9 protein-coding genes are annotated in these 11912 nt (G+C 72.2%); 5 read left to right on the top strand and 4 right to left on the bottom strand.

The genetic code is table 11. From position 1 onward, the window contains the following. The first annotated feature begins 39 nt into the window (after positions 1-39). Positions 40-567 carry an MFS transporter gene (locus AB0B91_RS24950; RefSeq protein WP_358323937.1) on the top strand — a complete coding sequence of 176 codons (528 nt, stop codon included), beginning with the start codon at positions 40-42 and terminating at the stop codon, positions 565-567. An 86-nt stretch (positions 568-653) separates the two neighbouring features. Further along, positions 654-2522, top strand: a complete 1869-nt coding sequence (locus AB0B91_RS24945; RefSeq protein ID WP_358323934.1) for a cytochrome c oxidase assembly protein — start codon at positions 654-656, stop codon at positions 2520-2522. Positions 2523-2532: 10 nt separating this feature from the next. Here AB0B91_RS24945 and AB0B91_RS24940 read toward each other — a convergent pair whose 3' ends face one another. After that, positions 2533-4851, bottom strand: coding sequence for a glycoside hydrolase family 3 N-terminal domain-containing protein (locus tag AB0B91_RS24940; RefSeq protein WP_358323931.1), 2319 nt, complete (start codon positions 4849-4851; stop codon positions 2533-2535). A gap of 206 nt (positions 4852-5057) precedes the next feature. On the opposite strand from AB0B91_RS24940, the gene AB0B91_RS24935 reads away from it, so the two are divergent. Then, a complete protein-coding gene (locus tag AB0B91_RS24935) occupies positions 5058-6077 on the top strand; it encodes a substrate-binding domain-containing protein (RefSeq protein ID WP_358323929.1) in 1020 nt (339 codons plus the stop codon). Continuing rightward, complete coding sequence (locus tag AB0B91_RS24930; protein ID WP_358323926.1) at positions 6074-6832, top strand: cupin domain-containing protein; 759 nt, start codon at positions 6074-6076, stop codon at positions 6830-6832. The genes AB0B91_RS24935 and AB0B91_RS24930 overlap by 4 nt, the downstream gene beginning before the upstream one ends. 92 nt (positions 6833-6924) lie before the next feature. Here AB0B91_RS24930 and AB0B91_RS24925 read toward each other — a convergent pair whose 3' ends face one another. Next, complete coding sequence (locus AB0B91_RS24925) at positions 6925-7704, bottom strand: SDR family oxidoreductase (protein ID WP_358323923.1); 780 nt, start codon at positions 7702-7704, stop codon at positions 6925-6927. Between the two features lie 190 nt (positions 7705-7894). Next, positions 7895-8647 (bottom strand): phytanoyl-CoA dioxygenase family protein, encoded by a 753-nt coding sequence (locus AB0B91_RS24920; protein ID WP_358323920.1) that lies wholly within the window; start codon positions 8645-8647, stop codon positions 7895-7897. Between the two features lie 91 nt (positions 8648-8738). On the opposite strand from AB0B91_RS24920, the gene AB0B91_RS24915 reads away from it, so the two are divergent. Further along, complete coding sequence (locus AB0B91_RS24915; protein ID WP_358323917.1) at positions 8739-9566, top strand: AraC family transcriptional regulator; 828 nt, start codon at positions 8739-8741, stop codon at positions 9564-9566. Here AB0B91_RS24915 and AB0B91_RS24910 read toward each other — a convergent pair. Further along, positions 9541-11619, bottom strand: a complete 2079-nt coding sequence (locus AB0B91_RS24910; protein ID WP_358323915.1) for an alpha-galactosidase — start codon at positions 11617-11619, stop codon at positions 9541-9543. The genes AB0B91_RS24915 and AB0B91_RS24910 overlap by 26 nt on opposite strands. Between the last annotated feature and the right edge of the window lie 293 nt (positions 11620-11912).

Genomic DNA, 11912 nt, shown 5'->3' with positions numbered 1-11912 from the left:
AGGCTCCTGGTGTGGGAGCATTTGGGCACCATGCGAGCCATGCTGCCGTTGCGATTAGCGCGCTCGGCCCTCTTCGCGGCCGTCTGCGTGACGCTGGCCGCCCTGGCTCACTGGTTCGCGGGCGGCACGCTGCCGAGCCCCGCCCGGCTCGCCCTCGGAGCCGCGGTCGTGACGGCCATCACGGCCGTGGCCGCCGGCCGGGAGCGCGAACCGGTCCTGATCGCCCTGCTGCTCGGCGCGGCGCAGCTTTTCCTGCACGGCCTGTTCACCTGGCACGCCGCCCCCACCGCCATGCCGCCCGGTCATGGGCTGGCCTCCGACGTCGAGATGGAGCTCTGCCACCTCACCGCCACGCTGATGACCGGATGGTGGGTGGCCAGGGGCGAGACCGCGCTGTGGTCGGTGCTGCGGCGCCTGGCCGTACGCGTGGTGCTGCTCCTTGCGCCGTGCCCCATCCGCCCGCCCGCTCCGTCGGCGCCCGCCTACCGCGCGCCCGGCATTCCGTACGAAAGCGTCCTGCGTCACGCGGTCGTCCGGCGTGGACCCCCGCTCCCGGCTGCTCTCTGAAAACCTCACCCCGCAGCCACGTGGAGAACACCATGACGTCCACCCCCGCATGCCGTCGACCTCTGCCCGCCCGCACCTGAGCAGCCGTGTCCATTTCCCGAGGCGGGCCGTCGACGGCCCGCCGTTACGCCGTTGTCGCCGTGGCCGCCGGACTTCTGGTGCTGGTCGCGGCCCTGCTGTTCGGCGGAAGCCTGCCGGCGCAGGAGATCCCGGGCCTGCCCAAGGCGGGACCGATCACCGACTGGGGCCTGCCCCTGGCCCGGTTCGTCTATGACCTGTGCGCCTTCGCCACCGTGGGAACGCTGGTCGCCGCCGTGCTCCTGGCCCCGCGCGGCACGCCGGAGGCCGCCGCCTGCCTGCGCGCCGCCAGTCGGTGGGCGCTGGGCTGGGCCGTCGCCGCGGCCGCGATGTACCTGCTGACGATCTCGGAGGTCACCGGCCTGCCGCTCGCCGACCTGCTGGAGGACCCGTCGATCCTGACGTTCGGCACCACCGTCCCGCAGACCCAGGCGCTGTTCATCGTGGCCGCGGCGGCGGGAGTCGTGGCGATCGGCACCAGCTTCGGGCCTTCGACCTGGTGGAACGGCCTCCTGCTTGCGGTCGCCGCATTCGCGGTGCTGCCGCCCGCCTACGTCGGTCACGCGGCCTCGGCCGGCGACCACGACATCGCGATCTCCGCCCTGATGGCGCACCTGGTGACGGTGGCCGTGTGGGTGGGCGGCCTGGTCGCCGTGCTGGTCCACTTCCGGCGGTCGGACCGGCTGGCGGAGGTGGTGCCCAGGTTCAGCACGCTGGCGCTGGCCTGCTTCGCCGCGGTGGCCGTGTCCGGTGTGGCCAGTGCCTGGGTACGGCTGGACGCCGTCGCCCAGCTCTGGCAGAGCCGTTACGGCCTGCTCATCCTGGCCAAGACGGCCGCGCTGGTGGCTTTGGGCGCCTTCGGCCGGCACCATCGCCGCCGCACGGTCGCGGGCCTGGCCGAACGTCCGGTGCGGCACACGTTCATCCGGCTGGCCACCGGTGAGGCGATCGTCATGGTGGCGGCCGTCGGGCTGGCCGTGGGTCTGTCGCGCACCCCGCCGCCGCCCTCGGAGGGCGGTGGCGGTCACGACCACCTCCTGCTGGAGTTCGACCTGCCGCCCTTCTCGATCGGCAACCTGGTCACCGAGGTCCGGCTGGACCCGCTGATCCTGCTCCTGCTGGCCCTCCCCGCGATCGGCTACCTCATCGGGCTGCGCCGCCTGGCCCGCGACGGGGTGCCGTGGTCTCCCGGCCGTACCGCCGCGTGGCTGGCCGGGCTCGCGGTGCTGGCGTTCGCCCTGCTCAGCGGCGTGGGCGGCTACGCCCGCGCGATGCTGTCCGCGCAGGCGCTGCAGTACGGCCTGGTCGCCCTCGTGGCGCCCCTGCTGCTGGCGCTCGGCGCGCCGCTGACGCTCGCCGCCCAGACCACCACCGACCGCTCGCAGTACGGCGACGTGACCCGCGCGATCCTGGACAGCCGCCTCGCCGCGCGCCTCACCCACCCCGTGACCGTCGCGGCGCTGCAGGTCGTGCCCGTGGCGCTGCTGTACGGGACCGGCTGGCTGGGGCAGTCGTTGTACAGCTACGCGGCGCACCTGCTCACCCTGGCCCTGCTGTTCTGCACCGGGATGGTGTGTTTCTGGGTGCTGACCGGGGTGGATCCGCTGCCGCGCCCGGTCACCTGGGTGACGCGGGCGCGGCTGTTCGCGGTGGTCGCCGTGGTGCCGCTCGCGCTCGGGCTGGTCCTGCTGTTCGGGCCGGGGGTGGGCCTGGACTGGTTCACGCTGGTGTCGCCGCCGGGGGTGTCGGACCTGTCCGCCGATCAGCGGGCCGCCGGGCTGACGGTGCTGATCGCCGCGATCCTGGTGCTCGGGGCGTCGGCGGTACGGCTGGCGTCATGGCGGCGGGCCGCTCAGCAGAGGAGGACCCTCGTCTGAACGACCACGGTCATGACGCATGTCCCTTCTCGGAGTGATGTGGCTTCTGTACGTCGACCGTGGTCAACCGCCGTTCGGCGCCGGTGATCTCGTACACCGGCCCGGTCAGCGTCACGGGCCGCTCGGCGACGACCTCGGTGACGGAGCGGCGGACGGTCAGCGTCACCTCACCGGGTTCGACGACGCGCCGGCCGTCGCGCCCGGTGAAGGCCAGCAGCCGCGTCGGCACCTCGAAGCCGACCGACGCGCGCTCACCGGGGTCGAGCTCGACGCGCGCGTACCCGACCAGCTGGGCGACGGGCCGGGTGACCGAGGCGACCACGTCCGAGGCGTACACCTGCACGATCTCCGCGCCCGCCCGGTCACCCGCGTTGCGCACGACGACCGAGCAGTGGATCGACCCGTCCGCCGCCGGGGCGGTCCCGGTCACGGCCACGTCTTCGTAGGCGAAGCTCGTGTAGCTCAACCCGTGGCCGAAACCCAGCTCCGGAGCGGGGTCGACGTTGCTCACCGAGCTGGCCGCGCCGAGCCGGGGATGCAGATAGCTGTACGGCTGGCCGGCCACCGAGCCGGGCATGCTCATCGGCAGCCGGCCCGACGGGTTCACGGCGCCGCTGAGCACCCGGGCGATGGCCCCCGCGCCCTCCTCTCCGGGGAAGAACGCCTGCACCACGGCGGCGGCCTCGCGCAGAATGCCCGGTACGGCGTAGGCGCGGCCGGTCATCAGGACCACCACGACCGGTGTGCCCGTGGCGATGACCGCGTCGGCGAGCTCCTGCTGGGCCCCGGGCAGGTCGAGGGTGTCCACGTCGCAGCCCTCGCCGGAGGTGCCCCGGCCGAACAGGCCCGAGCGGTCGCCGAGCACGAGGATCACCACATCGGAGTCGGCCGCCAGACGCGCCGCGCCGGCGATGCCCGTGCGGTCGCCGTCATCGACACCCGTGCCGGGTTCGACCTGGAGCACCGCGTCCGGAAACTCCGTCCGCAGGGCGTCCAGCAGCGTGGGCGACTCGATGCCGGGCTCGACGCCGGGGAAGTGCGGCAGGACGTGATTGACGAAGGAATAGCAGCCGAACAGCGCGGTGACGCTGTCCGCGTTCGGGCCTATGACGGCGACGCGCCGGCCCGCGCGGTCACCGAGGGGGAGCAGGCCGTTGTTGGTCAGCAGCACGATGGACTCTTCCGCCAGCCGCCGCGCCAGCGCCCGGGACTCGGCGCCGTCCAGGTCGACGGGTCCCGAAGGGGCCGGCTCATAGTCGTCGTCGAGCAGCCCGAGCTCCGCCTTCTGCAGCAGGACGCGGCGCAGCGCCCGGTCGATCAGCGATTCGGCGATCCGCCCGCTCGACACGGCCTGCTTCAACGGCTCCAGATAGGCCACCCCGGTGGGCAGCTCGACATCGATGCCCGCCGTGAGCGCCTGCACGGCCGCGTCCTCGGCGTCGGACGCGACGGCGTGCAACGTGTGCAGGAAGGCGACCGCGAAGTAGTCCGCGACGACGGTGCCTTCGAAGCCCCACTCGTCGCGCAGAATCCTGGTGAGGTAGTGGGCGTCCGCGGCGACCGGAATCCCGTCGATCTCCGCGTAGGAGTTCATCACCGAGCCCGCCCCCGCGTCCCGGACCGCCACCTCGAAGGGGAACAGCAGCACGTCGGACACTTCACGCGGCCCCGCGTGGACCGGGGCCAGGTTCCGGCCGGCGCGGGAGTTCGAATAGCCGACGAAATGCTTCAACGTCGCGATGACGCCCGCGGACTGGAGTCCCCGCACGTACGCCGCCCCGATCGTCGCGACCTCGTACGGATCCTCGGAAACGCACTCCTCGATCCGGCCCCACCGCTGGTCGCGCATCACATCGAGCACGGGGGCCAGCCCCTGGTGAATGCCGAGCGCGGCCATGCTCGCCCCGATCTGCCGGCCCATCCGCTCGACCAGCTCGGCGTCGAACGAGGCGCCCCACGCCGGCGGGACCGGATAGGTCGTGGCCCGCCAGGCCGCCAGACCGGTGAGGCATTCCTCGTGCGCCAGCGCCGGCACGCCGAGGCGGGTGTGGTCGAGCAGCCATCGCTGCCGCGCGGCCAGCAGGGTGCTCGCCCACTCCGGATCGACAGGCCGGGTCCCGTAGTGGCGGGTGATCTGCCCGAGGCCGTGTCGGGCGAACTCCTCGAAGGCGACGTCCTCTCCCTGCATCGAATCCTGCAGCGGCGCGACGACCCCCTCTTCGCGATTGACGTTCAGCCACACGCCCACGAGCTGCGCGAGCTTCTCGTCGAGCGACATGCCGGCCAGCAGGTCACCGACGCGCCGCGCTCGGCGCTCATCGATCGTCATGCACGCACCCTCACTGTTGATAGTGCCGAGGTATTGCAGCAGAAAATTTTCGGCTGAATTTCGGATAAATTACCGTGACATTGCCGTGCGGTTACGCTAGGCTCCGGCTTGTAGGGGTGTCAACCACCCCTCAACAGCCCAGGTCGGCCAGCAGCCATGGGCCGACAGGTTTTCCGAAAGTGTCATCACGCCCACCGGGAGGTCCTGTGCCCCGACCCACCCTCTCCGACGTCGCGGTGGCGGCCGGAGTGTCGGTGCCGACGGTCTCGAAGGTGCTGAGCGGCAAGAAGCACGTCTCCGCCGCCACCCGCGACAAGGTCCTCGAAGCGGTCCGGGCCTCCGGATACGAAGCGCTCCGCCCGCTCAGCACACCCCGGGTCGGCCTCATCGACCTGCTCATCGACGGGCTCGGCTCGCCCTGGGCGGAGGTTCTCGTCAAGGGCGCGGAGCAGGCGGCCGCGCGCTGGGGGTTCTCGCTCGTCGTGACCTCGTCCGCGCGGCCCGACTTCGACCTGCGGCGCTGGATCGGGATCGTGCGGAAGCGGAGCACCGACGGCATCGTCTTCGTGCTCTCGCGCGCCAACCAGGAGGAGATCGCGGCGGTCGAGGAGCTGCTGCGGGTCCCGCTGGTCCTCCTCGACCCGGTCGGCCAGCGCGACCCCCGCCTCTCGACCGTCGGCGCCACGAACTGGTCGGGCGGGGTCATGGCGACGACCCATCTCCTCGAGCTGGGGCACGAGCGGATCGGCTTCATCGGCGGGCCGCTCGACACGCAGTGCAGCCTCGACCGCCACGAGGGCTACCTCGCCGCGCACCGCACCTTCGGCGTCGAGCCGAGGCCGGACCTCACGCGTTTCGGTGACTTCCTCGTCTCCGGCGGCAAGACGTTCGGCGCCGAGCTGCTCGACCACCCCGACGGCCCCACGGCCATCTTCGCGGGCTCCGACCTGCAGGCCGCCGGCGTCTACCAGGCCGCGGCCGAGCGCGGCATCCGGATCCCCGACGAGCTGTCCGTCGTCGGCTTCGACGACTCTCCTGTGTGCGAGATGATGTCCCCGCCGCTCACCACGGTCCGCCAGCCACTCGACGACATGGCCAACGAGGCGGTCCGGCTGATCACCGAAGAGCTGACTCACCGCAAGGGCTCGGCCGGCACCCGGATCGAGCTCGCCACATCCCTCATCGTCAGAGGCAGCACCGCGCGCCCCCACGGAGGAGAGCAATGACGGCACCCGCCTTTCCCGGAGGCACGTCGGTCACCCGCCTGTCGGTCTACTCCGGTACGTGCCAGGACGGCCTCGAAGGCGGCACCCCGCACATGCACACCGCTTCCACCGAGGCTTATGTGGTCATCGGCGGGCGTGGCGCGTTGCAGACGTTGGATGTGCACGGTTTCCGTGAGACGGAGTTGAGTACCGGTTCGACGGTGTGGTTCACGCCGGGGACGATTCATCGGGCGATCAACCGCGGCGGTCTGGAGGTGGTCGTGGTCATGCAGAACGCCGGTTTGCCCGAGGCCGGTGACGCGGTGATGACGTTCCCGCCGGAGATCGTGGGCGACGCGGCCCGCTACCGGGAGGCGGCCACCCTACCGGTCGGGGAAGAGGCGGAGGACGCTGTCCGGCGCCGTCGTGACCTGGCCGTGGAAGGCTTCCTGCGCCTGGCCAAGAGCCTTTCCGACGGCGACCCGGGGCCTCTGCAGGCGTTCTATGACAGCGCGGTCGCGCTGGTGCGCCCCGCCGTCGCGGGCTGGCGCCGTACCTGGGAGGACACCGTCGCCCGAGAGACCCGCCGCACCGCCGAGGTGCTCGACGCGCTGGAGCGCGGCGACGGGACGCACCTTCAGGGCGCCACCCTCCTCGAAGCGCCACCTGAAGCCCGCTGGGGCATGTGCGGCCGACTCCGCACCCACGACTTCGCCCATCCACTGGTCCACTCGGGCCCTGAAGGCCCTGAAGGCCCTGAAGCGCCCGGAGCCTGAAGCACCTGAAGCGCCCGAAGCGCTCGGTGCCCTCGAAGCGGCCGATGTGAGCGGGTCGAGCTTCTGACCTCCGGTCCGGCTGCGGCGGGTGGTCACCAGGTCGGCACCAGGCCGCCGTCCACGGTGAAGTCGGCGCCCGTGACGTTCGCCGTACGGTCGCTCGCCAGGAGCAGCACCAGATCCGCGACCTCCTCCGGACGCGAGAACCGGCCGCTCACCGAGTCGTGCGCGGCCTTGGCGACGATGTCCCCGGCCGCCGATCCGGTGGCCCGGGCGACGGTCGCGGCGACGCCTTCTTCGCCGAACCACAGCGCCGTCTCGACCGGCCCCGGACTGACCGTGTTGACCCGAATGCCCCGGCCGCCGACCTCTTTGGACAGCGCCTTGGAGAAGTTGGACAGCGCGGCTTTCGCGGCGCTGTAGTCGATCACCGCCGGATCGGGCAGCGACGCGTTGACCGAGCTGATGTTCACGATCGACCCGCCGCCCCCGGCCAGCATCAGCGGGAGCGCGCTCCGCGTCGCCCGGACCGCCGGCATCAGGTTGAGGCTGATCGAGGCCAGCCACTGCTCGTCCGTGACGCTCAGGAATCCCGCCGTCCGCGCCGGCGCCCCGCCCACGTTGTTGACCAGGATGTCGAGCCGGTCACCGGCGACCTCGACGAGCTCGGCCGGCCCCGACGGCCCGGTGAGGTCACCCAGCAAGACGCGCACCCCCTGCGCGGCGGCCAGTTCGTCCAGCTCGGCGGACGACTTGCGAGCTCCGGCGATCACCCGCGCGCCCTCACCGGCCAGGGCGCGCACAACCGCCAGCCCGATGCCCCTGCTGGCGCCGGTGACGACGGCCACCTTGCCCTGTAGCCCGAGATCCATCGCGGTCCTGCCTCTCACTTTTGGGTGGCGATCGCTAACAGGACTCTAGGTGGGGAGCGACGTCGCGGTCTTGAGTCATGTGACTGAAGCTTCGCCCTGGAGCCCGCTTCGGCCAAGGCTGGAATCACGGAGCAGGGCGCGGCAACGCCCTAGACGACTTGGGACTTACTGGTCTTTGGTCGGTGGCGGGTCAGGACGTCGACGTGCTGGCGGAAAACGGCGGGAAGTGCTCGTCGGGCAGGGGCAGGCCGGGGGTGAGGCCGAGGGGATCGGTCAGCACGTGTGCCGGTTCGGTGGCGAAGACCGCGTCGGCGTCCATGTAGATGACCACGTGCGCGATGCGCGGGTCGTCGGTGAAGTTGGGCGTGGCGGTGTGCGCCAGGTACGAGTTGTGGAAGGTGCAGTCTCCCGCCTTCAACGGGACGGTCACCCGCTGCCGCCACCGCAGTTCGGGCGCCACCCGGAAGAGATCCTGCTCGTCCGACAGGTCCTGGGCGCGCAGGTCCTGGAGGTCCTGTGAGCCGGGCAGGAACGTCATGCAGCCCCGCTCGACGGGCACGTCGACCAGCGCGATCCAGGCCGACAGGGCGTGTCGCGAGCCGGAGTGCGGCCAGTACGGCTGGTCCTGGTGGAACTCGGTGGCCGCGCCGTTGTGCGGCTGCTTGATCAGCAGCTGGTCGTGCCAGAGCCGCAACGGCACGCCCGCCAGGCGGGTCGCGAGCGCGGCGAGCCCCGGGTGCAGGGTGAGCTCGCGGAGCGTCTCGTCCTGCTGCCAGAGCTGGAGCAACTGGACGAAGATGGCACCCTCGCGGTTGTCCCGCACGGTCTCCTGCGCGGCCAGCGCCGCCTTGGCGTACCGCTCGGCCTCCGGCCGCGAGATCACCTGGGGTACGTGGATGAAACCGTCACGCCGGTAGGCGGCCACCTGAGCGTCGTCAAGCATGTCTTTCTCCCTTGTCGATGTGCCTCCACTCTCTCGGGGCGACCGGGGGGCGGGCTAGGACGGGGGTGCTCGTGCATAGCACAATCCTGATGTGCACCGAGTACGACGCGACGACGTCTTCACCCCCGACCGGCCCGCCGTGGTGGCCGAGCGGCACGAGCTGGCGGCCGACAACGGCGCGCACAGCCACGACTTCCTGGAGCTGGCCGTGGTCGTCGGCGGCACGGCCACGCACGTCTCCGTCACCGGGGAGCAGGAGTTGAGCCGCGGCTCGGTCGCGCTGCTGCGACCCGGCGACTGGCACGGCTACCGCGCGTGCCGCGACCTGGTGGTGCACAACGTGTACGTCGGTCCGGAGATGTTCCAGCGGGAGCTGGCCTGGCTGCGGGCCGAACCGCACATCGGCCGGCTGTTGCACACCTCGGGACACGTGTCGCGGCTGGACGATGGGGCGCTCGCGGTGGTGGAGGCCGCGCTTCCCGCGGCGGTTGGCGGGCACATCACGCAGGTCGGAGCGCTGCTGTGCCTGCTGGGCGGCGCCGCGGCCTCGCTCGGCGAACCCGCCGCCCGCGGCGCGGGGACGCACCCCGCCGTGCTGCTGGCCGTACAGGAGCTGGAAGGCGACCCGCGGCGGAGCTGGTCGGTGGACGACCTGGCGGCGCTCGCGCACGTCTCGTCCGCGCACCTGGCCAGGACGTTCACCGCCCAGCTCGGGATCTCCCCGATGGCCTACCTGAACCGGCTGCGCGCCGAACGCGCGGCGGCGTTGCTCATCGAGACGGACCTGCCGGTCGCGGCGATCGGCAGGCAGGTGGGGTGGAGCGACCCCAACTACGCCAGCCGCCGCTTCCGGCAGTCCTTCGCGATGAGCCCGTCCGACTACCGGGCCAGGTTCAGCGCACCAGCTCCAGCTCGATGACCAGTGCCGTAGCGGGCTTCAACGCCGGGGACGGCAGCCCGAGCCCGGCCAGGACCGACCCGCGCAGGCGTACCGGGGCGGCCGTCCACTCCGGCAGCGCGACACCTGAGGGCAGGCGGCCCGCCACCCGCACCTCGTAGACGGCCTCGGGGTCCAGGCCGGGCAGGCGCAGCGGGGCCGGGCCCGTGGCCACGCGGGAGGTGAGCTGGACGCAGGCGAACACCGCGTGCCCACCCCGGACGACACCGTGGAGCAGCACCGCCGGGTCGGGATGGTCGGCCCGGACCACGGTCCCGCCGTGCAGCGTCGGCCGCAGCCGCTTGTGCAGGGTGATCCACTCGGCCAGTTCCTCGCGTTCGGCGTCGCTCGCCGACGTCAGGTCCCACTCGACGCCCATGTGCCCGAACAGCGCGGTGGCGCAGCGGAACGACAGCGGCAGTGACCGGCCGGTGACGTGGTCGCGGGGCGCGCCGACGTGGCTGCCCATCAGCTCCGGCGGTACGAGCAGGCCGGTCCAGCGCTGGATGGCCTGCCGGTCGAGCGCGTCGTTGCTGTCGGAGGTCCAGACCCGGTCGGTGCGGGCCAGGATGCCGTAGTCGACGCGCGCGCCGCCGGACGAGCACGACTCGATCTCCAGCCCCGGATGGCGGCGGCGCAGCTCGTCGATCAGCCGGTAGGCCGCGAGGGTCTGCGCGTGTACGCCCGCCACGCCGTCGTGGACGGGCTCGGCGATGTCGCGGTTGTGGTCCCACTTGATGTAGTCCAGCGCGTACTCGCCCACCAGCGTGTCGAGCCGTTCCAGCAGGTAGTCGAAGACCTCCGGCCGGGCCAGGTCGAGCACGTGCTGGTTGCGCTGCGGCGGCGGGAGCCGGTCGGCGCGGCCGAGCACCCATTCGGGGTGCTCGCGGGCGAGGTCGGAGTCGAGATTGACCATCTCCGGCTCGAACCAGAGCCCGAACTGCATGCCGTGCTTGCGCACGTGCGCGGCCAGCGGGTGCAGCCCGTCGGGCCACACCTGCTCGTCGACGTACCAGTCACCGAGCCCGGCGTGGTCGTCGCGGCGGCCGCGGAACCAGCCGTCGTCGAGGACGAACCGCTCGATCCCCACCTCCGCGGCCCGGTCGACCAGCGCCAGCAGCCGGTCGAGGCCGTGGTCGAAGTAGGTGGCCTCCCAGTTGTTCAGGGTGACCGGGCGGGCCGGGCGCGGGCCACGCGCGCGCAGGTGGCCGTGCAGCCGCCCGCCGGCCTCGTCGAGCCCGGCGTCCGACCAGGTGAAATAGACCAGCGGGGTCTCGTACGTCTCGCCCTCGCCCAGGATGATCTCGCCGGGCGCGAGCAGCTCGCCCGCGGCCAGCAGCGTCACGCCCTCCTGCAGCCGTTCGACGTAGTGGACGTGGTCGCCGCTCCACCCGGCGTGCGCCGCCCACACCTCACCGTGCCGGAACCCGAACCCACCGGTCCCCGCCACCAGCAGGCCCGTGCCGTCGTGGCCGGTGCGCCCGCGCCTGTTCTCCCGCGACCAGACGCCGTAGGCCAGCGGCCTGCGCTGCGGCACCTTCTCCAGCGCCCACCGCCCGGTGAAGTCGAGCAGCTCATCCGCCCGCGCGGGCAGCGGCAACGCGCAGGTCAACCCGTCCACGCGGTACGGGTCGGCGGCGGTGTTGGTCAGCGCGTGCCGCATCGTGACCACGCCCTGGGCGTCCATGGCCAGCTCGCTCACCAGCCGGAGTCCGGCTCGCTCGTCGGACGCGGTCACGGTCACGCTGCCGCCCGAACCGGGCACGGACCGCGCCTCGACCGGGGTTTCAAGGCTCCACCTGACCGGCCAGTTCCCGGACGTACGGGCTCCGGCCAGGCCCGGCCTGCCGTACCAGCTGTCGCCCTGGACCGGCACCAGCGGCGGTGCGGGCGTCAGCGACGCCAGCGCGGGCAGGAGGTGCGGCTCGGCGACCACGCCGAGGTCGGCGCCGAAATGGCGCACTCGCGGCAGGCCGGAGCCCGTGACGTCAAGGACGAGACAGGCGCCTGCGGCGGAGAGAATCACGGGGGACACGTCGGGGGGCTCCTCACACTCGGACGGGCACCGGGCCCGCTTTCGTGTAAGAGGTTCGCACGGTGCGCTCGTCGACCGGCGAGCAGGTGCCGCCGTTGGGCGGCGATCCGCGCGAAGCGGCGTTGCTCATGTGGACTCCTCAGGCGGTGACGGGACGACCGTTGGCTCAGTTGCGGCGGTCGCGGGCCTCGGCGGTGGCCTTGAGGGCGGCCAGCCAGAAGTCGAGACCTGGCGCGAGGTACTTGATGGAGGTCTCCGGGTCTGCCTCGATCTGATCGCCGGTCCAGCTCTCC

This window comes from Nonomuraea sp. NPDC049141, assembly GCF_040648415.1.
In the GTDB taxonomy this organism is placed as follows: Bacteria; Actinomycetota; Actinomycetes; order Streptosporangiales; family Streptosporangiaceae; genus Nonomuraea.
This window is presented reverse-complemented; position numbering and strand designations above follow the sequence as displayed.